The organism is Mesorhizobium sp. M1428, assembly GCF_040317515.1.
In the GTDB taxonomy this organism is placed as follows: Bacteria; Pseudomonadota; Alphaproteobacteria; order Rhizobiales; family Rhizobiaceae; genus Mesorhizobium.
Genome location: NZ_JAMYKT010000015.1, coordinates 21,753 through 42,478 on the forward strand (window position 1 = coordinate 21,753; position 20,726 = coordinate 42,478).

At 62.6% G+C, this 20,726-nt stretch carries 22 protein-coding genes; 13 read left to right on the plus strand and 9 right to left on the minus strand.

The window, feature by feature from the left end; genetic code table 11:
- Nucleotides 1-41 precede the first annotated feature (41 nt).
- Nucleotides 42-566, minus strand: coding sequence for an invasion associated locus B family protein (locus NKG60_RS20985; protein ID WP_254818452.1), 525 nt, complete (start codon nt 564-566; stop codon nt 42-44).
- A 371-nt stretch (nt 567-937) separates the two neighbouring features.
- On the opposite strand from NKG60_RS20985, the gene coxB reads away from it, so the two are divergent.
- The 11 genes from coxB to rnhA all read left to right on the plus strand — a co-directional run bounded on the left by coxB (nt 938) and on the right by rnhA (nt 10,051).
- Nucleotides 938-1,816: a cytochrome c oxidase subunit II gene (coxB, locus tag NKG60_RS20990; protein WP_352489615.1), complete on the plus strand. Its 879-nt coding sequence runs from the start codon at nt 938-940 to the stop codon at nt 1,814-1,816.
- A 38-nt stretch (nt 1,817-1,854) separates the two neighbouring features.
- Nucleotides 1,855-3,507 carry a cytochrome c oxidase subunit I gene (ctaD, locus tag NKG60_RS20995; RefSeq protein WP_292657466.1) on the plus strand — a complete coding sequence of 551 codons (1,653 nt, stop codon included), beginning with the start codon at nt 1,855-1,857 and terminating at the stop codon, nt 3,505-3,507.
- Nucleotides 3,508-3,582: 75 nt separating this feature from the next.
- A complete protein-coding gene (locus NKG60_RS21000; RefSeq protein ID WP_352661009.1) occupies nt 3,583-4,527 on the plus strand; it encodes a heme o synthase in 945 nt (314 codons plus the stop codon).
- Nucleotides 4,524-4,691, plus strand: a complete 168-nt coding sequence (locus NKG60_RS21005) for a cytochrome c oxidase system small membrane protein (protein WP_502903347.1) — start codon at nt 4,524-4,526, stop codon at nt 4,689-4,691. Before NKG60_RS21000 ends, NKG60_RS21005 begins: the two co-directional genes overlap by 4 nt.
- Nucleotides 4,692-4,698: 7 nt before the next feature.
- Nucleotides 4,699-5,331, plus strand: a complete 633-nt coding sequence (locus NKG60_RS21010) for a cytochrome c oxidase assembly protein (protein WP_292657471.1) — start codon at nt 4,699-4,701, stop codon at nt 5,329-5,331.
- A gap of 1 nt (nt 5,332) precedes the next feature.
- Entirely contained in the window at nt 5,333-6,214 is an 882-nt protein-coding gene (locus NKG60_RS21015) for a cytochrome c oxidase subunit 3 (protein WP_023674137.1), read from the plus strand.
- A gap of 82 nt (nt 6,215-6,296) precedes the next feature.
- Nucleotides 6,297-6,683 (plus strand): DUF983 domain-containing protein, encoded by a 387-nt coding sequence (locus NKG60_RS21020; RefSeq protein WP_352661012.1) that lies wholly within the window; start codon nt 6,297-6,299, stop codon nt 6,681-6,683.
- Complete coding sequence (locus NKG60_RS21025; RefSeq protein WP_352661014.1) at nt 6,680-7,435, plus strand: SURF1 family protein; 756 nt, start codon at nt 6,680-6,682, stop codon at nt 7,433-7,435. Before NKG60_RS21020 ends, NKG60_RS21025 begins: the two co-directional genes overlap by 4 nt.
- A gap of 107 nt (nt 7,436-7,542) precedes the next feature.
- Nucleotides 7,543-8,547, plus strand: coding sequence for a 4-hydroxy-3-methylbut-2-enyl diphosphate reductase (gene ispH, locus NKG60_RS21030; RefSeq protein WP_352661017.1), 1,005 nt, complete (start codon nt 7,543-7,545; stop codon nt 8,545-8,547).
- A gap of 5 nt (nt 8,548-8,552) precedes the next feature.
- The gene (locus NKG60_RS21035; protein ID WP_352661020.1) at nt 8,553-9,515 is read left to right on the plus strand and encodes a homoserine kinase; all 963 of its coding nucleotides are present in this window, start codon (nt 8,553-8,555) and stop codon (nt 9,513-9,515) included.
- The gene (rnhA, locus tag NKG60_RS21040) at nt 9,512-10,051 is read left to right on the plus strand and encodes a ribonuclease HI (RefSeq protein WP_352489622.1); all 540 of its coding nucleotides are present in this window, start codon (nt 9,512-9,514) and stop codon (nt 10,049-10,051) included. The genes NKG60_RS21035 and rnhA overlap by 4 nt, the downstream gene beginning before the upstream one ends.
- Nucleotides 10,052-10,069: 18 nt before the next feature.
- Here the strand turns inward: rnhA and NKG60_RS21045 are convergent, their stop codons facing one another.
- The 3 genes from NKG60_RS21045 to NKG60_RS21055 all read right to left on the minus strand — a co-directional run bounded on the left by NKG60_RS21045 (nt 10,070) and on the right by NKG60_RS21055 (nt 12,086).
- Nucleotides 10,070-10,549, minus strand: a complete 480-nt coding sequence (locus NKG60_RS21045; RefSeq protein ID WP_352975460.1) for a DUF2938 domain-containing protein — start codon at nt 10,547-10,549, stop codon at nt 10,070-10,072.
- Nucleotides 10,550-10,695: 146 nt separating this feature from the next.
- Complete coding sequence (locus tag NKG60_RS21050; protein ID WP_352661026.1) at nt 10,696-11,196, minus strand: peroxiredoxin; 501 nt, start codon at nt 11,194-11,196, stop codon at nt 10,696-10,698.
- A gap of 83 nt (nt 11,197-11,279) precedes the next feature.
- Complete coding sequence (locus NKG60_RS21055; protein WP_352661029.1) at nt 11,280-12,086, minus strand: protein-disulfide reductase DsbD domain-containing protein; 807 nt, start codon at nt 12,084-12,086, stop codon at nt 11,280-11,282.
- A 147-nt stretch (nt 12,087-12,233) separates the two neighbouring features.
- On the opposite strand from NKG60_RS21055, the gene NKG60_RS21060 reads away from it, so the two are divergent.
- Nucleotides 12,234-12,842, plus strand: a complete 609-nt coding sequence (locus tag NKG60_RS21060) for a YqgE/AlgH family protein (protein ID WP_352661032.1) — start codon at nt 12,234-12,236, stop codon at nt 12,840-12,842.
- Nucleotides 12,843-12,865: 23 nt separating this feature from the next.
- Here the strand turns inward: NKG60_RS21060 and NKG60_RS21065 are convergent, their stop codons facing one another.
- Genes NKG60_RS21065 through thrC form a run of 4 tightly spaced genes read right to left on the minus strand, consistent with a single transcriptional unit; the run spans nt 12,866 to nt 19,073 of the window.
- A complete protein-coding gene (locus NKG60_RS21065; RefSeq protein WP_292657502.1) occupies nt 12,866-15,754 on the minus strand; it encodes an EAL domain-containing protein in 2,889 nt (962 codons plus the stop codon).
- A 2-nt stretch (nt 15,755-15,756) separates the two neighbouring features.
- Nucleotides 15,757-16,353, minus strand: coding sequence for a GNAT family N-acetyltransferase (locus NKG60_RS21070; RefSeq protein WP_352661037.1), 597 nt, complete (start codon nt 16,351-16,353; stop codon nt 15,757-15,759).
- A gap of 15 nt (nt 16,354-16,368) precedes the next feature.
- Nucleotides 16,369-17,661 carry a M16 family metallopeptidase gene (locus tag NKG60_RS21075; protein WP_023674150.1) on the minus strand — a complete coding sequence of 431 codons (1,293 nt, stop codon included), beginning with the start codon at nt 17,659-17,661 and terminating at the stop codon, nt 16,369-16,371.
- 14 nt (nt 17,662-17,675) lie between these two features.
- Nucleotides 17,676-19,073, minus strand: a complete 1,398-nt coding sequence (gene thrC / locus NKG60_RS21080; protein ID WP_352661039.1) for a threonine synthase — start codon at nt 19,071-19,073, stop codon at nt 17,676-17,678.
- A gap of 128 nt (nt 19,074-19,201) precedes the next feature.
- Here thrC and NKG60_RS21085 point away from each other — a divergent pair, with 128 nt between their 5' ends.
- Nucleotides 19,202-19,900: a hypothetical protein gene (locus NKG60_RS21085; RefSeq protein WP_352863184.1), complete on the plus strand. Its 699-nt coding sequence runs from the start codon at nt 19,202-19,204 to the stop codon at nt 19,898-19,900.
- A gap of 38 nt (nt 19,901-19,938) precedes the next feature.
- Here the strand turns inward: NKG60_RS21085 and NKG60_RS21090 are convergent, their stop codons facing one another.
- On the minus strand, nt 19,939-20,628 hold the full coding sequence (locus NKG60_RS21090; protein ID WP_352661043.1) for an HAD family hydrolase: 690 nt from the start codon (nt 20,626-20,628) through the stop codon (nt 19,939-19,941).
- Between the last annotated feature and the right edge of the window lie 98 nt (nt 20,629-20,726).

Sequence of the window (20,726 nt, forward strand, 5' to 3'; positions counted from 1 at the left end):
GCGGCCGGTCAACATCACTGGATCGTGCTACAACACCGCGTTCAGGGCAGGGCGGCAAAGCCGTCGGCGAAACCCTTGAGATCGACGGGAATGCCGATGCCTTCTTCCGGCGTCTGGAAGACGATGAAGGTGGCGGACGTTCCGGTCTTCAGCGTGTCGAGCAGCGGCTTTTCCAGGATGACCTCGGCATAGCAGCCGTCCTGGAAACAGCGCACGAAGTAGGCGCGGCCGATATCCTTGCCGTCGACATTGAGGCCGAGGCCGTTGGGCAACAGCACGCCGAGCGGCGCCAGCACACGCAGGATTTCGGCCTTGTTGTCTGCTGTGCGCAGCACGACGACGGAAAGCCCCATTTCCGGGCGGTCCTCGGCGACGACGTTCTGCATCATCACGCATTGTTCGGACGTAGCACCGGCCGGCGTATCGCAGATGATCGACCACGCCCCATGCGTCGACTTCACCGTGCCGCTTGGCTGCGCGGCATTGGCCAGGCCGGCGCCGGGCAAGGCTATTGCGGCGGCAACAAGGATGACCTTCGCCAAGGTTCTCGAAAGCCAAGGGTTCATGACGGCTCCATTGCGAATCACGGCACTTTAAGCCGCACTAAACCCAAGTAAAGGACGAGACCCCGGCGATCTGCCCCGACACAGGCGACAATGCGCTTTTCCGTGCCAATTTCGCCCTAATTGCGACGGTTCCGCGCGCCGCGCGGCTCATTCTACCCGGATGCCGCTCTGGTGATTCGCGGCGAGCTGTCACCGCACGAAGCCAGCGCCGCGCTTGCGCGCAAAAATGCCGCACGGGTTCCGGCGCTCCTTTCTTGCGGAGGCAAATAGAGTATGGTTTGAACCAGCCTTGAATTGTCCGGGATTCCCGTCCCGGCATTGTTCGACATTCTTGCGGTTCGATCGCGAGGAACTGGGAGATGACGAGGGCGATGAGAAAATTCCTGGCAACCGCCAAAATCGTAGCTAGTGCTGCTGCCACGTTGTTTGCCGCTGCATCCGCTCATGCAGCCCAGCCCCAACCTTGGGAAACCAGTTTTCAGCCTCCGGCAACCGACATCATGCGGCAGATCGAATGGTTCGGGAACTACTCGTTCGCGTTCATTATCGTGATCACCGCCTTGGTGCTTTTTCTGATCGCCTACTGCATTTTGCGGTTCCGGGCGAGCGTCAACCCGACCCCGTCGCGCACCAGCCACAACACGCTGATCGAGGTCATCTGGACTGTCGGTCCCGTCGTCATCCTGCTCTGTCTCGCCATTCCCTCGTTCCAGCTGCTGACCGCGCAGTACACGCCGCCCGAAGAAGCCAAGCTGACCGTCAAGGCGACCGGCAATCAGTGGAACTGGGACTACGAATACCAGGTCGACAACACGCTTTCCTTCAATTCCGCGATCCTTCAGGATGCCGACAGGGCTGCTGCCGGCAAGGAAGATCGCGCCGCGTATCCGCGCCTGCTCGCCGTCGACAATGAGATGGTGGTGCCGGTCAACACCATGACCCGCGTGCTGGTGACGGCGACCGACGTCATTCACGCCTTTGCCATGCCGTCCTTCGGCATCAAGACCGATGCGGTGCCGGGCCGCATCAACGAGGTGTGGTTCAAGGCCGATAAGGAAGGCCTCTATTACGGCCAGTGCTCGGAACTCTGCGGTAAGGACCACGCCTTCATGCCGATCGCCATTCGCGTCGTCTCCGATGCGCAATACAAGACCTGGCTGGCGGCAGCCAAGACCGACCTTCCCGGCGCCAACAAGGCGCTGATGGCCGAGGTCGATGGCACGAACAAGGTAGCGGCCGCCGGCAACTGATGTCGCGACCAGAAAAGATTCAGGGAACGGAGCCGACCATGGCAGACGCTGCAGCTCACGACGACCACGACCACAAGCCATATCATGGCTGGGTCCGGTGGGTGTATTCGACCAACCACAAGGACATCGGTACGCTTTATCTGATCTTCGCGATCATGGCGGGCTGCATCGGTGGCGCCTTGTCGGTCGTCATGCGCATGGAATTGCAGGAGCCGGGCATCCAGATATTCACTGGCCTGGCGCAGATGGTCTACGGCATGAACGGCGACGCCGCCATCGACGGCGGCAAGAGTATGTACAATGCTTTCACCACCGCGCATGCGCTGATCATGATCTTCTTCATGGTGATGCCGGCGCTGATCGGCGGCTTTGCCAACTGGATGGTACCGATCATGATCGGCGCGCCGGATATGGCCTTCCCGCGCATGAATAACGTGTCGTTCTGGCTGCTGCCGCCGGCTTTCATCCTGCTGATTTTCTCGGCCTTCGTCCCGAGTGCGCCCGGCGCCTATGGCGTCGGCGGCGGCTGGACGCTTTATCCGCCGCTGTCGACATCGGGCCAGCCTGGGCCGGCCATGGATCTGGCGATTCTTTCAATCCACATCGCCGGCGCCTCCTCGATTCTTGGTGCCATCAACTTCATCACCACCATCTTCAACATGCGCGCGCCCGGCATGACCATGCACAAGATGCCGCTGTTCGCCTGGTCGGTGCTGATCACCGCCTTCCTGTTGCTGCTGTCGTTGCCGGTGCTGGCCGGCGGCATCACCATGCTTTTGACCGACCGCAATTTCGGCACCACCTTCTTCGCCCCGGACGGCGGCGGCGATCCGATCCTGTTCCAGCACCTGTTCTGGTTCTTCGGCCATCCGGAGGTCTACATTCTGATCCTGCCGGGTTTCGGCATCATCAGCCACATCATCTCGACCTTTTCGAGGAAGCCGGTGTTCGGCTATCTCGGCATGGCCTATGCGATGGTTGCCATCGGCGCGGTGGGCTTCATCGTCTGGGCCCACCACATGTACACGACGGGCCTGTCGCTCGACACCCAGCGCTATTTCGTCTTTGCCACCATGGTCATCGCGGTGCCGACGGGTGTGAAGATCTTCTCGTGGATCGCCACTATGTGGGGCGGGTCGATTTCGCTCAAGACCCCGATGCTGTGGGCGATCGGCTTCATCTTCCTGTTCACCGTTGGCGGCGTCACCGGCGTGCAGCTGGCCAATGCCGGCCTCGACCGCCCGCTGCACGACACCTATTTCGTGGTCGCGCACTTCCACTACGTGCTGTCGCTGGGCGCGGTCTTCGCCATCTTCGCCGGCTGGTACTACTGGTTCCCGAAGATGACCGGCTACATGTATTCGCCGGTGATCGCCAACACCCACTTCTGGGTCACTTTCGTCGGCGTCAACCTGGTCTTTTTCCCGCAGCACTTCCTCGGTCTCTCCGGTATGCCGCGTCGTTATATCGACTATCCCGACGCCTTCGCCGGCTGGAATATGGTGTCGTCCTACGGCTCGTACATCTCGGCTGTCGGCGTCGTCATCTTCCTGTTCGGCGTCTTCGAGGCGTTCCAGAAGAAGCGGGTCGCCGGCGCCAATCCTTGGGGCGAGGGTGCGACCACGCTGGAATGGCAGCTGCCTTCGCCGCCGCCGTTCCACCAGTGGGAACAGTTGCCGAAGATCAAGTAGGCGGTTGCCTCCTTTAATACGGAACCGCCGGCCGGCCGGCGGTTTTGGCCAACGGAATGATGGACTTTAGTACGCATGGCCCTTGCCGAAGACGGACTGATTGACGAGCCGGGCTTCCGCATGTCGGAAGCGACGGCGGGCGATTTCTTCGCCCTGCTGAAGCCGCGCGTCATGTCGCTGGTGGTGTTCACCGCGTTTGTCGGCATGGTCGCCGCCCCGGTGACCATCAATCCGCTGCTGGCGGTGATAGCGATCCTGGCTATTGCCATTGGTGCTGGCGCATCCGGTGCGCTCAACATGTGGTACGACGCAGACATCGATGCGGTGATGACGCGCACCGCCGGCCGTCCCGTGCCGGCCGGCCGCATCCGGCCAGGCGAGGCATTGAGCTTCGGATTGGTGCTGTCGGTTCTGTCGGTGATGACGCTCGGCGTGCTGGTCAACTGGCTGGCAGCGTCGCTTCTAGCCTTCACCATCTTTTTCTATGCCGTTATCTATACGATGTGGCTGAAGCGCTGGACGCCGCAGAACATCGTTATCGGCGGGGCCGCCGGTGCCATTCCGCCGGTCATCGGCTGGGCGGCGGTCACCGGATCGATCAGCCTCGAAAGCTTGGTGCTGTTCCTGATCATCTTCCTGTGGACGCCCCCGCATTTCTGGGCGCTCGCACTGTTCAAGTCGGAGGACTACGCCAAGGCAGGTATTCCGATGATGCCGAATGTTGCCGGCCATCCCGCGACCAGACGCCAGATCTTTGCCTATGCGCTGGTCCTCGCGCCGGTTGGCGTGCTGCCATGGGTTCTCGGCTTCACCACGCCGGCCTATGGCATCGTTGCATTGCTGCTCGGCGCCGGCTTCGTCTGGTATGCGTGGAAGGTGCTGCAAATGGCCGATGACGACAGGGCGATGAGGCCGGCCAAGGCCTTGTTCGGCTATTCGCTGCTTTATCTCTTCGCCATCTTCGCCACCTACCTTGGCGATTGCGTCGTCGCGCGCGCGCTGACCATCGGTGGAGCATGAGCATGGTCGACAAGAAGCTTGAACTGGTCACGCTGACCGAACGTCAGCAGAAGGCCCGCCGCAATCGCTCGGCCGCAATCGGTTTCGCGCTGGCGGCGCTGGTCGTCATATTCTACGTCGCGACCATCGTGAAATTTGGTCACAGTTTCCCCGGCTCGATGTGAGCTGACGATGACCAGGCAAACAGTCACCGATCCTACGAAGAAAAACACGAACCGTGTCGTCGCCGGCGTCTGCATCGCGTTCTTCGGCGGCATGATCGGCATGGCCTACGCCGCGGTGCCGCTCTATGCGATGTTCTGCCAGGCGACAGGCTACGGCGGCACCGTCAAAAGGGCGACCCAGCAATATGCCGACCGGGTGCTCGACCGCGACATCACCATCCGCTTCGATGCCAACACGGTCGGGGTTCCCTGGCAATTCCAACCGGTCGCCCGCTCGATCACCATCAAGATCGGCGAGACCGCCGAGGCGCATTTCAGCGCGACGAACAAATTCAGCCGGCCCATCACCGGACGGGCCACCTTCAATGTACAGCCTGAGCTGGCCGGACCTTACTTCAACAAGGTCGAGTGTTTCTGCTTCACCGACACGACGCTGAAGCCGGGCGAGACACTGGACATGCCGGTCGTGTTCTATGTCGATCCCGACATCGTCAACGCGCCGGAATTGAAGGATTTGAGGACGATTACCCTGTCCTACACGATGTTCCCGGTCGACAAGACCAAGCCGGTCGCATCATCGGTGCCGGCCGACGGCCGCCGCAACAAGATTTCAGATACCGAAGCAAGCCTCGGGGGTTGATATGGCAGACGCACACGCAAAACCACAACATGACTACCACCTCGTCGACCCGAGCCCGTGGCCTTTCCTGGGCTCCGTCGGGGCGCTGGTGACCGCGTTCGGCGGCGTCTGTTACATGCAATACCTCAAGGGCGGCGATTTCCCGATCTTCGGTTTCAATGTCGCCAATCCATGGCTGTTCTTCATCGGCCTGCTGATCGTCATCTACACGATGTTCGCCTGGTGGTCGGATACGATCAAGGAAGCGCATGAGGGACACCACACCCGTGTCGTGTCGCTGCACCTGCGCTACGGCATGATCATGTTCATCGCCTCCGAGGTGATGTTCTTCGTCGCCTGGTTCTGGGCCTTCTTCGACGCCAGCCTGTTTCCGGGCGAGGTCCATCAATACGCCCGTACCGCCTTCACCGGCGGCGTCTGGCCACCCAAGGGCCTCGAAGTTCTCGACCCCTTCCATCTGCCGCTCTACAACACCGTCATCCTGCTTCTGTCGGGCACCACGGTGACCTGGGCGCACCACTCGCTCATCCACGGCGACCGCAAAGGCCTGATCAACGGCTTGGTGCTGACCGTCGGCCTCGGCATGCTGTTCACCATGGTGCAGGCCTACGAGTACATGCACGCGCCGTTCGGCTTCAGGGATTCGATCTACGGCGCCACCTTCTTCATGGCGACCGGCTTCCATGGTTTCCACGTCATCATCGGCACGATCTTCCTGCTGGTCTGCCTGATCCGCGCCATGAAGGGCGACTTCACGCCCAAGCAACATTTCGGCTTCGAGGCCGCCGCCTGGTACTGGCACTTCGTCGACGTGGTGTGGCTGTTCCTGTTTGCCTCGATCTACGTCTGGGCATCGAACGGCGCGATGATCGAACCGCACTGAGATCGAGCTGAGGAAATCGACAAGGCGGCTGCGGCGACGTGGCCGCCTTATCTTTTGCGGCAAATGCTCCTAGGATGACCTCATGAGCGACGACAAGGCGATCTGGCCACCAATCGATGCGATCTCGGCCGGCCTGCATGGCCGCTGCCCCCGCTGTGGCGAGGGCAAGCTGTTCTCAGGGTTCCTCACGGTCGGCAATCGCTGCACCAATTGCGGCCTCGATTATTCCTTCGCCGATGCCGGCGACGGGCCGGCGGTGTTCGTTATCCTGATCATCGGCTTCATCGTCGTCGGCCTGGCGCTGTGGATGGAGGTGACGCTCAATCCGCCGCTCTGGCTGCATCTGCTGCTGTGGATTCCGCTGACGCTTGTGCTTTGCCTGGCGGCGCTCCGGCTGATCAAGGGCGTGCTGCTGACGCTGCAATACCGCAACAAGGCGGCCGAGGGCCGGCTGGATCGCGGCGAATGAGCGAGGCATCGGGTTCGGTGGCCGGCCGGTCGCGGCCGAAGCGCGCATTGGCGCTCGCCCTGGGTGTCGTCCTGTTTTTGATACTGCTGGCGCTCGGCACCTGGCAGGTTCAGCGCCTGCACTGGAAAGAGGGCCTTCTCCAGACGATAGACCAGCGCACGCATTCGGCGCCTGTGCCATTGGCCGAGGTCGAAAAGCGGTTTGCTGCCACCGGCGACGTGGACTACACGCCGGTAACGGTGACCGGCACTTTCCGGCATCAAGGCGAGCGGCATTTCCTCGCCACCTGGGAAGGCCAGTCCGGTTTCGACGTCTTCACGCCGCTGCAGCTCGACGATGGCCGTTTCGTACTGATCAACCGCGGCTTCGTGCCTTACGATTTCAAGGACCCAGCCAAGCGGCCGCAGGGGCAGGCGACGGGCGAAGTGACGGTGACGGGGCTCGCCCGCAACCCGCTGCCGGCCAAGCCCTCGATGATGCTTCCCGACAATGATCCGCATAAGAACATCTTCTACTGGAAAGATCGTGACGCGATGGCCTCGAGCGCCGGCCTGCCGGCAGGTGCGGCGCTGGTGCCGATCTTCATCGATGCGAACGCCGTGGCTAACCCCGGCGGGCTGCCGGTTGGCGGTGTCACCGTCATCGACCTGCCGAACAGCCATCTGCAATATGCGATAACCTGGTACGGCCTTGCCGCCGCCCTTGCCGGTGTCCTCATCTCCTGGCTCCGCCGCCCGGCGAAAGACCAATGATCGCCGCCACAACCCTTGACAGGGCAGGGTCGCACACCTCATTTCGCGCCTTGAGCTCAGAAGTCATAACCGGATCAACCGGCCTACAATCAGCGTAAGATGCAATCATGCTTCACACAAAGCCACCGCTGACCATCCGGCTTTGCCAGCCGCGCGGTTTCTGTGCGGGCGTCGACCGTGCCATCCAGATCGTCGTGCTGGCGCTGAAGAAATACGGCGCGCCGGTCTATGTCCGCCACGAGATCGTGCACAACCGCTACGTCGTCGAAGGGCTGCAAAGCCTCGGCGCGGTGTTCATCGAGGAACTCTCCGAGATCCCGCCCGAGCATCGCCAGAGCCCGGTCGTCTTTTCGGCGCATGGCGTGCCGAAATCGGTGCCGGCAGACGCCCAGTCCCGCAATCTCTTCTATCTCGACGCGACTTGCCCGCTGGTCTCGAAAGTCCATAAGCAGGCGATGCGCCATCAGCGGCTTGGCCGCCACGTGCTCTTGATCGGCCATGCCGGGCACCCGGAGGTGATCGGCACAATGGGCCAGTTGCCGGACGGCGCGGTCACTCTGGTCGAGACCGAGGCCGACGCCGCAAGCTTCGTGCCTGCAGACCCGCAAGCGCTCGGCTTCGTCACCCAGACGACGCTGTCGGTCGAGGACACCGCCGGTATCATTCGCGCCCTGCAGCAGCGTTTTCCCGAGCTGCATGCGCCGGCGGCGGAATCGATCTGCTATGCCACCACCAATCGCCAGGAAGCGGTCAAGGAAACAGCGGCCGGCGCCGATCTCTTCCTGGTCGTCGGCGCACCTAACTCCTCCAACTCGCGACGCCTGGTCGAAGTGGCCGAGCGCGCCGGCGCTTCGATGTCGCTTCTCGTGCAGCGCGCCTCCGAAATTCCGTGGAATGACATTGCCGGCATTTCGACGCTCGGCCTGTCGGCGGGCGCCTCGGCGCCGGAGATCATCGTCGACGAGATCGTCGATGCTTTCAGGCAGCGCTTCGACGTGACCATCGAGCTGGCCGTGACGGCGACCGAGACGGAGGACTTTCCGGTGATGCGGGTGTTGCGCGATGTCGAACTGACGGCAGCCGACATGGCCTTCGTCAACGGAGCCGCGTAGCAACGATGGCGGTCTACACGGACGTCAATGAGGGCGAGCTCGGCGCATTCCTCAGGAACTATCCGATCGGCGACCTCTTGTCCTACAAGGGCATCGCCGAAGGCACCGAAAACTCGAATTTTCTGCTGCACACCAGCTTCGGCTCCTACATCCTGACGCTTTACGAAAAGCGCGTCGACAAGGCTGACCTGCCGTTCTTTCTCGGCCTCATGGCCCACCTCGCCAGAAAGGGCATTTCGTGCCCGCTCCCGGTCACCGCACATGATGGCGGTGTGATCGGAACACTTGCCGGCCGGCCGGCGGTCGTCATCACCTTTCTCGAAGGCCTGTCGCTGCGGCGGCCGATGGCTGCGCATTGCGGCGAGGTCGGCAAGGCGCTGGCGGCACTGCATCTCGCCGGCGCGGATTTTCCGATGACCCGCCCCAACGCCCTTGCCATCGATGGCTGGCGCAAGCTGTGGAACGCCGCCCGCGCCCGCGCCGACGAGGTCGAGCCGGGACTGGCGGCCGAGGTCGATGCCGACTTCGCTGATTTCGAGCGGAACTGGCCGAACGGTCTGCCGCAAGGCATCATCCATGCTGATCTTTTCCCGGACAATGTGTTCTTCCTCGGCGAGAAACTGTCCGGGCTGATCGACTTCTATTTCGCCTGCAACGACCTCTACGCCTATGACGTTGCCACGTGCCTCAACGCCTGGTGCTTCGAGAAGGATTTTTCCTTCAATCTGACCAAGGGCACGGCGCTGCTTGCCGGCTACCAGAGCGTGCGGCCGTTGAGCAGTGACGAGAAAGCCGCGCTGCCGATGCTGGCGCGCGGCTCGGCGCTGCGCTTCATGCTGACCCGCCTCTACGATTGGCTGACGGTCCCGGACGGCGGGCTGGTGATGAAACGCGACCCGACCGAGTATATCCGCCGGATGCGCTTCCACCGGGCGATCAATTCTCCTTCCGAATATGGACTGACATGACCAAGCGCGTCGAAATCTTCACCGATGGTGCCTGTTCGGGCAATCCCGGGCCTGGCGGCTGGGGCGCAATCCTGCGCTTCAACGGCGCCATCAAGGAGCTCCATGGTGGCGAGGCTCTGACCACCAACAACCGCATGGAGTTGTTGGCTGCCATCTCGGCGCTCAATGCGCTCAAGGAGCCTTGCGTCGTCGACCTCTATACCGACAGCAACTACGTCAAGGACGGCATTTTCGGCTGGATCGATGGCTGGAAGCGCAACGGCTGGAAGACCGCCGCCCGGCAGCCGGTGAAGAATGCCGAGCTGTGGCAGCAGCTCGACGCGGCGCGCAACCGCCACCAGGTCACCTGGCATTGGGTCAAGGGCCATGCCGGCCATCCCGAGAACGAGCGCGCCGATGAATTGGCGCGGCTCGGCATGGCGCCATTCAAGACGAAGTCGGCGAAACCCGTGCTCGCCTCCGTGCCGCCGAAGCAAGGCACCCAGTCCAAGCAATCGGCGGCCAAGAAGGTTCGGCGCTCGACCCAGAGTTATTGATCCGGTTGAGCTGGCGTGTCAGCGGATCAGAAGGGCGGTGCCGAACAGTCCGAGTGCGAACACCGTATGCGACACAAGATTGAGGGCGCGGACCTGCATCGGATTGGGGCGCTTCGAAGCAGCCCAGCCCGCACCCATGCCGGGCGCCAGCAAAAACCACCCGGCGCCGACTGTGACGATGCCGAGGATAAAGGCTGGCAGAAAGGTCGGCGCGGTGAGCCAGGCCGTTCCGGCCAGCACGACCAGTATGATGCCGTAGACGATGCCGACAGCATAATGAAAGGCCCAGCCAAGCGCTGATTCATGGGCGTGGGGCGAGGCATCGCCAATGTCGTCATGGAAGACCTTGCCTTCCCTGAGATGCCAGACCCAGCGGCCGACCAGCCCCCAGTTCGGCCGCGGTTGAGCAAACGCCTTGTTCAGGAAAATCGCCCAGATATCCATAAGCGCGGTTGCGCCGATACCGATCGCGACGCTGTGCCAGACGATGTCAGACATAATCGAGGTCCCCAAAAGCAAGCAGTCCCGAAGGGCCGACGCATGGCCCCGAAAGCCGGGTTGGCTTTCGGAAGGATCATGCGCCGATGCAAAAGTCAGCGTCCTTGGACGTTGAGCGCTCGAAGGCGCCCTTTGCCGTGCCTGGCCTAGGCTGTCGCCAGGACGGAAAGCTGTCCCAGAATGTGAGCCGCACCGGATTCGTCGACGCCGGGCTTTGTCTCGACATTGAGCGCGGTGACCTTGCTGTCGTCGACGATCATCGAAAAACGCTTCGAGCGCAGCCCCATGCCGCCGCTGGAGAGGTCGGCGTCGAGGCCGACCGATTTGGCGAAATCGCCATTGCCATCGGCAAGATAAAGGATTTTGCCTTCACCGCCGCTGAAGCGGGCCCAAGCCCCCATGACGTGAACATCGTTGACCGAGACAACGGCGATAGTGTCGACGCCGCGCGCCAGGATGGCGTCGAAATTATCCAGGTAGCCGGGCAGATGATTGTTGCTGCAGGTCGGCGTGAAGGCGCCTGGAACGCCAAACAGCACGACCGTCTTTCCTGAGAATATCTCGCCCGTCGTGATCGGCTTTGCACCGTCGGCGGTCATTGTCTTGAAGGTCGCATCGGGCAGTTTGTCGCCAACGGAGATCGTCATGATGGTCCTCGCTTGAGAATGGAAAGGGAGTGTCCTTGCGATAGCGAACTAAGGCGCTCCCGGCAACCGTCCAGACGTTGGCATCACGGAAAAGGCAGCAGGCCTTCGACCGCGCCAGCGGCACTAGTCAGTGTGTAGTGCAGGCCGCCATCGATTGGCGTTGTCGACGGCCTGTCGAGGATCGGCACAGTAAAGATCAGCTTGCCATCCTTTTCGCTGCGTGCCGGGGCACCGAACATGTAGTCGCGTTCGCCGGCAACGAAGAAGTCGGCGCCCTCGGGGCTGCCCGGAAAGCTCGCTTCGACAATCAGCGTTTCGTGGTCGCCCGGCAGTACGTTTATGCCGAAACCAGGAGTCGCGGCAGCGGGCAGGGTTGCAAGGCCTGCCTTGACCAGTGTCGCATCCTCGGCGTTGTCCGGATCGGCGCCGGGATCGACGGTCAGTCTTGTCTGCACCGGGATGCAGATGGTTTCGCAGATGCCGAGGAAAATGTCCGCATCGATGACGGCCGGCTGGCCGGGCGCGGCAAGCGTGAACGTCACCGGCAACGAAACCGGGTGGTCGTAGCCGGCCCATTTGCCATAGCCGTCGTCATGGCGTTGCGGCGGCGGAAACGAAAGCGTCGCGTCGGCAATGTTGGTGCTGGCCGAGACGTCGATCTGTGGCGGCACGCCCGCATCGCCCGGATCGCGCCAATAGGTTTTCCAGCCGGGCTTCAGCTCAATGTCGAGGACGCCCTGGAGACGTCCGGCCTCGTCGGCTTTGCCGCTCGTTACCAGCCGCACCCTGCCGCCTTCGCTGTTGTACCAGGCCGACGAGGAGGCTGACGCGGGGGAGCCGGTCGCCGATCCAATGGCCACACTAAGCAGCAGGATTTTCAAGCTTTGCATGACGGTGATTTGATCGTCCGTTGATGGCCGCACAATGATTTCATGACGCGGCCGGCATCATATTTGCGTGACCTTCGATTTACGAGCCAGATCAAATCGGGCGCCGCCCATCTTTTCGACGCCCCGGAAACGCGTTACGCTGTGGCCATGGATTTGTTGCGCCATAAAAGGACGGCCGCAGGACCTGGCTTTCTCGACGACCAGTTCCTGATTGCCATGCCCGGCATGAAGGACGACCGCTTCACGCGCTCTGTCATCTACATTTGCGCGCACAGCGACGAAGGCGCGATGGGGCTGATCATCAACCAGACGCAGCAGATGCTGTTTCCGGACTTGCTCGTGCAGCTCGGCATCATGAACGAGATGGAGGCGATCCGCCTGCCGGCGCCGGCGCGCGACTTCGTCGTACGCAATGGCGGACCGGTGGATCGCAGCCGCGGCTTCGTCCTGCATTCGGGCGACTACCGGGTGGAATCCTCGCTCGCTGTGTCCGACGACGTTTGCCTGACCGCGACCGTCGACATTTTGCGTGCCATCTCCTCCGGCCGCGGACCACGGCGGGCGCTGATGGCGCTCGGCTATGCCGGCTGGGGTGCGGGCCAGCTTGAAAGCGAGATCGCCGAGAATGGCTGGCTGACTTGCCCGGCAAGTGCCGAGCTTCTGTTCGACGCCGACATCGACCGCAAATACGACCGGATCCTTGCCTCGATCGGCATCGATCTCGCGCATCTCAGCCTAGCTGCCGGTCACGCCTGAGCCTCATCACGTCCCGAAACTCGTCACGCTTGAGTGAGCGGATACTGTTCCTTCAGCGTCTTCAGCACCTGGTCGCCGGGCATCGGTGCGCCGAACATGAAGCTTTGCACGTATTCGCAGCCCATCTGCCGCAGCTCCAGCGCATCGCTTTCGTCCGAAATGCCTTCGGCAACGACCGACAGGCCGAGCTCATGCGCCATGTTGACCATGGATTTGAGCAGCACCGCGCGTTTCGGCGTCGCGTCGTCGACGAAGCTCTTGTCGATCTTGATGGTGTCGAACGGAAAGCGCGTCAGATAGGCCAGCGATGAATAGCCGGTGCCGAAATCGTCCAGCGACAGGCCGATGCCAAGCTGCTTCAGCTTGGTCAGCACATGAGCGGTCTGCTCGGGATTGTCCATCACCAGCGATTCGGTGAGTTCGAGCCGGAAGCAGCGCGGTTTCAGATTGGCCCGCGCGATCACCGAGCGGACGTCGCTGACCAGGTCGCGGCGGATGAGCTGGCGGCTGGACAGATTGACCGAGACCGACAGCGGTGCATCGCCGATCTGCTTTTGCCATCCCGCCAGGTCTTCGGCAGCCTGTTGCATGGCAAACAGCCCAAGCTGCACGATCAGGCCGCAGTTTTCGGCAACCGGAATGAAATCCGCCGGCGGGATCATGCCGCGCCGCGGATGGTCCCAGCGCAGCAACGCTTCGAAGCCGGCAACGCTGCCGTCCTCCAGCCGCACGATCGGCTGATAGGCAAGCGTGAATTCGCGTCGCTCGATGGCGCGGCGCAGGTCGGACTCGAACTGCAGCCGGTCGGTGCCGACCGTGCGGAAGGCGGGCCGGAACGGCTCGATCCTGTCTCCGCCGAAGCGCTTGGCTTGATGCATGGCAAGCTCGGCATCCTTGACCATGTCCTCGGCTGAGGTCTGCGTGGAGGTCCAGGTGATCAGCCCGATCGAGGCGGTCAGCACGATCTCGCGCTTGGCGAAGGTGATCGGGTTGTTGATGGCGTGCTTGATGGCATCGGCAATGGCCGCGATGCGAGCCGGATCCTGCTCCGACAAAAGCATCAGCGCGAACTGGTCGCCGGCAAAGCGCGACAGTGAATCCTTCGGCTTGAGCAGGCGGTGCAGCCGCCGCGCGATGGTCAAAAGGATGGTGTCGCCCGCCGAGATGCCGAGCCCGTCATTGACCTGCTTGAAGCGGTCGATGTCGATGACGAAGACGGTCGGGCGCACCTTCTCTTCGGTGCGGGCGATCGAAATGATCGCCTCCAGCCGGTTCATGAACAGCTCGCGGTTGGGCAGGCCGGTCAGATTGTCGTGCACGGCGTCATGCAGAAGCCGTTCCTCGGATTTCTTCTGCTCCGTCACGTCGACCATGGTGCCGACGCAGCGGATGACCTCGCCGTCCGAGCCGATCACCGGCCGGGCGCGCAGCGCAAACCAGTGATAGTGCCCGTCGGCGCCGCGCAGGCGGAAGTTTTGCGACACCCGGCCGCGCCGGTGCTCGAGCACCACGTCGAGCGTCGTGCGAAACGTGTCGCGGTCGTCGGCATGCAGCACCGGCAGCCAGTTGCGGGCGGGACCGCCGAGGCTGTTGGGGGCAAGACCGAGCTGGATGCTGACGTCGGGACGAGTGACGACGCGGTCGCGCAGCACGTCCCAGTCCCACACAGTATCGCCCGATCCGGCAACCGCCAGCGCCTGGCGCTCGAGATCGGAGAACAGGCCCTGATGCAGGGCGCCGCCGGCAAAAGCGTGCTGCATCACGGTGAAGCCGATCAGCAGGATGATGAGGATCAGCCCGCCGCCCAGCGCCGGCTGGGCGATGTCGTTGTCCAACATGCCGGTGATCGCCATCCACGATCCGCATAGCCACAGTAGAACCATCACCCAACTGGGCACCAGCATGATGGCGCGGTCGTAACCGCGGATACCGAGGAAGATGATCAGGCCGAGCCCGGTCAGCGCGGTGGCGGCGAAGGACAGCCTGGCAATGCCGGCGGCAACCGCCGGATCGATGATGGCGACGCCGGCGATCAGCACCAGCCCGAGAATCCAGACCAGTGCGCCGTAGCTGAAATGGCCGTGCCACCGGTTGAGGTTGAGATAGGCAAACAGGAACACCACGAAGGTCGCCGCGAGCGCCACCTCCGTTCCGGCGCGCCACATCTGCTCATTGCCCGGTGAGATCTCTATGATCTTGTTGAGAAAGCCGAAATCGACGCAGATATAGGCAAGCACCGCCCAGGCTAGGGCCGCCGTTGCCGGGAACATCGAGGTCCCCTTGACGACGAAAAGAATGGTCAGGAACAGCGCCAGCAGGCCGGCGATGCCGATGACGATGCCACGAAACAGCGTGTAGGAATTGACCGAGTCCTTGTAGGATTCAGGGTCCCACAGATAGACCTGCGGCAGCTTGGGCGAGGCGAGCTCGGCGATGAAGGTAATCACCGTTCCGGGGTTCAGCGTGACCCGGAACACGTCGGCGTCGGGGCTGGTCTGGCGGTCGAGCGCAAAGCCTTCGCTGGGCGTGATCGCGGCGATACGGGTCGAGCCGAGATCCGGCCAGAACAGGCCGGAATTCACCAGCCGGAAATGCGGTGCGACAATCAGCCTGTCGAGTTGCTGGTCGGTGGTGTTAGCGAGCGCGAACACCGCCCAGTCGCCGGTCGAGCGAGCGTCATTGGCCTCGACCTCGATGCGCCGCACGATCCCGTCCGGGCCGGGTGCCGTCGAGACCTGGAAATTCTCGCCCTGGTTGCGGTAGATTTCGACGGCGCCTGAAAGGTCGAGCGCCACGTCGTCGCGGGCGATCTTGATCGGTTCGACGGCAAACGCCGAGGATGCCGCGCAGAGCGTGACGATTGCCGCCAGCATAAAGGCAAGCAGCGACCCGTTGCGCAGAAAATTCGTCAAAATCAGCCCTTTGTTCCAACGCCCGGCGGATCGTCCGCGATTCGGGCGTATAGGTAATGGTCCTGCCAGATGCCGTTGATCCTGAGATAGGATCGTAGCAGTCCTTCGCGCCGGAATCCGGCTTTTTCAAGCACGCGGATCGACCGGGCGTTATCGGGGATACAGGCAGCTTCGATCCGGTGCAATCGCAGCGTTTCGAAGGCGAAACGCGTCACCACCTTGACGGCATCGGTCATCAGGCCGCGTCCGCTGAAGCGCTCGCCGATCCAGTAGCCGATATGGCCGCTTTGGGCGACCCCGTGGCGGATATTGCCGAGGGTGATACCGCCGGCCAGCTTGCCGCTGCTTTTCTCGAAGATGAAGAAGGCGATCGCCGTCCCCTGCGCGTAGTCCTCGCGGTAGCGGCCGATACGATGCCGCCACGCCGTGCGGTCGAGTTCGTCAGGGGTCCATCGCGGCTCCCACGGCTCAAGAAAGGCGCGGCTTTCGCTGCGCAGCACCGACCACTCGCGATAGTCGCTGGTCAGCGGTACGCGCAGCGTGACAAGCTCGCCCTTCAGTGCCGGCAGGTCGCGGCGAAAGAAAGGGAGCGCGAACACGACGCTCGAATAGGCTTAGACGGCAAGCTTACGGGCAGTGGTCTGCGTGCCCGAAAGCGAATCGAGGATCGCCTCATAGGGCGCGAGCGTACCCACCGGCCCGACGGCTGTAAGCGTCGGCTTGGTCGAAAAAAGTCGAGACGACAGATCCGTCAGCCGCTCGACGGTCAACGCCGCCAGCCGCTCCATCAGCTCTTCCTTGGCGATCGGCCTGCCGAACAGAAGCAACTGCCTGGCGATCTGCGAGGCGCGGCTGGCCGGGCTCTCGGCCGACATGATCAGCCCGGCGCGGTATTGGGCACGCGCCCGGTCGAGCTCCTCCTGCAGGATGTTTTCACCGGCCTTTTGCAGCTCGTCGATGATCACAGGCACCAGCTCGGCAATATCGCTTTGTCCGGTCGCCGCATGGACCCCGAAGACGCCGGTGTCGGAAAAACCCCAATGGAAGGCATAGACCGAATAGCACAGGCCGCGTTTTTCACGGACTTCCTGGAAAAGCCGCGACGACATGCCGCCACCCAGGATCATCGACAGGACCTGAGAGGCATAGAAATCGCGGACGTGATAGGCGCGGCCCTCGAAACCCAGCACGATCTGGGCGTCCATCAGGTCGCGGTCCTCGCGAAAATCGCCGCCGACATACTGCGCGTATTGCGGGATGGTGCCATCGGCCTTGCCGCGGAAGCTACCGAGACGCTTTTCGACCTCGCGCACGAAATCGTCGTGCTTGATATCGCCGGCCGCCACCATCACCATGTTCTCGGCGCCGTACTGTCGTTCGATGAAGTCGTGCAGCTGCTTCGAAGTAAAGGATTTGACGGTTTCCGGCGTGCCGAGAATCGAGCGGCCGATAGTCTGGTGGCGAAAGGCGGTCTCGGTAAAGTGATCGAAAACGACGTCGTCGGGCGTATCGTGCGCGGCGCCGATCTCCTGCAGAATCACATGCTGCTCGCGCTCCAGCTCCTGCGGATCGAATTCGGATTCCTGCAGGATGTCGGAAAGGATATCGACGGCCAGCGGCACGTCGTCGCTCAGAACCCTTGCATAATAGGAGGTCGTCTCGACGCTGGTGGCGGCATTGATCTCGCCGCCGACGTCCTCGATCTCCGAGGCGATCTCGAAGGCGCTTCGCCGCCTGGTGCCCTTGAAAGCCATGTGCTCGAGCAAGTGCGCCATTCCGTGCTCTTCGTCACGCTCGTTGCGTGCGCCCGACTTGACCCAGGCGCCAAGGGCAACAGATTCGAGGCTTGGAAGGGTTTCGGTGGCGACTGTCAGGCCGTTCGACAGACGGCTTACCTCAACACCCATATGGCAATTACTCCCTAACGCGCCGCCCGCGCGTGGCGGCCGAGATAATCTTCCACCATTTTCAGGTCGGATGGAAGTACCGTGTATTTTTCCTCGGCGCTCATCAACCCGCCTAGCCATGCAGGCAGGGCAGGCGACACGCCACTGGCGGCTTCGACGGCGGCGGGAAACTTTGCCGGGTGCGCAGTGCCCAGCACCACCATCGGCACCTCACCCGCAACCTTGCCGGCGGCCACATGCACGGCTGCGGCCGTATGCGGGTCGAGCAGATAGCCGCTCGCCGCAAGTGTGGTGCGGATGGTGGCGGCGACCTCGTCCATAGTGGCGCGGCCGGCGTCGAATTCGGAGCGGATCCTGGCGATTTCGCCGGCCTCGATGGTGAAGGCGCCGGACTGCTTGAGCCCGTCCATGTAGCGCCGTACGGTCGAGGCATCGCGGCCGGCTGCCTCGAACAGCAAGCGTTCGAAGTTCGAAGACACCTGGATGTCCATCGAAGGCGACGTGGTCGAAAAGACCCCCTTCATGCGGTATTCGCCGGTCGCCAGCGTGCGCGCCAGAATATCGTTGTCGTTGGTGGCAATGATCAGCCGTTCGATCGGCAGCCCCATCTTCTTGGCGGCATAGCCGGCGAAGATGTCGCCGAAATTGCCGGTCGGCACGGTGAAGGAAACCGGCCTGTCGGGCGCGCCGAGCGACAGCGCGGAGGAGAAATAATAGACGATCTGGGCCATGATGCGGGCCCAGTTGATCGAGTTGACGCCGGACAGCGATACCCGGTCGCGAAAGCCGTGGTCGTTGAACATGTCCTTCACCAGGCCCTGGCAGTCGTCGAAATTGCCTTCGATCGCCAACGCATGGACGTTTGCGGCGGTCGAGGTCGTCATCTGCCGCTGCTGTACCGGCGAGACGCGGCCGTGCGGGAAAAGCACGAAGATGTCGGTGCGGTTGCGCCCGGCAAAGGCATCGATGGCGGCCCCTCCGGTGTCGCCGGAGGTGGCACCGACAATGGTGGCGCGCTGGTCGCGCTCGGCCAGCACATGGTCCATCAGCCGAGCAAGAAGCTGCATCGCCACATCCTTGAACGCGAGCGTCGGGCCGTGGAAGAGCTCGAGCACGAAGCTGTTCGGCCCGGTCTGCACCAGCGGGCAGACGGCCTCATGGCGGAAGGTCGCATAGGCTTCGCGCACCAGCCGTTCGAACACCGGCGCCGCGATCTCGCCGCCGATGAACGGCGACAGCACACGGATGGCAAGATCGGGATAGGCAAGGCCGCGCATGGCGCGGATCTCGGCTGCGGAAAAAAGCGGCCAGGCACTCGGCAGGTAAAGCCCGCCGTCGCGCGCCAGTCCGGCCAGCACCGCGTCGGAAAATCCAAGCGCGGGCGCTTCCCCGCGGGTACTCACATATTGCATCGTCACGTTTCCATTGCTGCCGGGAATTTTCGCCCGCCGCGAGGTGGTGGATTTCTGCGCAGGCTCAGTCGCATTTTTGCCGCGCGGTTGATATACGTCACCGGCTTTGCGAGAGGGAAGTGCAGTTCATGGCGTTTCATTCATTTAACGGTCGTTTTGTCGCGGGTCTGGCGCTCGCCTGCTTTATGCTTGCCGCCGCAGGCTGCCAATCGAGCGACAATGGAATTCTCGGCTTCGGCAAAAAGGATACGACACCGCCACCGCCACCCGATCCCAAGGTGCTTTCCAGCCAGCTGCAGGCCTATTGCCCGAAAGTGACGTTGCGTGACGGCACCGCCTTCTTCAATACCTACGCCAAGAGCGGTCCGAAGCCGAAGAAAAAAACCGACGTCGCCGCCGAGGAAGCCGCCCAGCCGGCAGCGGATGCGGCAGGCGTCGATCAGCCGGACGATTCCGCCAAGATCATCTATCAGGCTTCGATCACCGATGTGACCCGCGACTGCAGCCGCGCCAACGGCTCCTTGTCGATGAAGATAGCCGTCGCCGGCAAGGTCGTGCCTGGCCCGATGTTCACCCCCGGCACCATCACCATGCCGATCCGCATCGCGGTGATGCACGGCACCGAAGTTCTCTATTCGCAGCTTCACTCCTATCAGGTCCAGGTTACCGATCCTTCGAGTGCCACGCAGTTCGTCTTCACCGATTCCAACGTCGTCGTTCCGGAGCCGACGGCGAAGGACTACCAGGCATATGCCGGGTATGACGAGGGCGCTCCGAAAGTAGCGACAGACAAGCCGAAGAAGAAGAAAGCCGCCGCGACCAACTGAGCCGCTGCATTCGCGTCACGGCGGTTGAAGGCGGCCTCTCAGGCGTCCGCCGACCATTCCGACAGCGCGGCGATCACGCTTTTCAGCTCCGCCCAGCGGCGGATGACCGTTTCCGCGCCGGCCTCGGTCAGCGCATCGGCGTGGCCGGGATAGCTGTGCGCCGCGCCGGTGAAGCCGATGACGCGCATTCCCGCCGTCTTTGCGCCGGTGACGCCGTGCACGGAATCCTCGATGACGAAGGTGTTCGCAGGATCGGCCTTGAGCTTTTCCGCGGCGAACCGAAACACGTCCGGCGCCGGCTTGGTTTTCCCGGTCGGGGTTTCCAGCGACGAAAAGATACGGCCGGCGAAGAACGGCAAAAGCTGCACCTTTTCCAGCATGAATTCGATCCGCTCCGAACGCGAATTCGAACAGACGCAGCGCGGCACTGCTACCGCGGCGACAGCCTCGTGCGCCCCGTCGATGGCACGCACATCGCTGCGCAGCCGGCGATCGACCAGCTGTTCCTCCTTGTCGATCAGCGAGGCCTGGAACGGGATCCGGGACTTTTCCTCGACCCGCATCATGATGTCCTTGAAAGTCAACCCGGCATAGATCTCGGAAATCTCCTCGGCCGATATCTCGTAGCCGGCCGAGGTCAACAGCTCGGCATCGATCCGCGCGGCGATGATTTCGGAATCGACGAGCACGCCGTCGCAATCGAAGATGACAAGATCTGGCTGGGGCATGGTGATCCGGAAAGCGGGATGAAGGGAATGCCGAGGGTCCGTTGGTCCAAACGGCTCAGGCGGCGCGGCATACACCAACAGACCGGGCTTCGCAAATT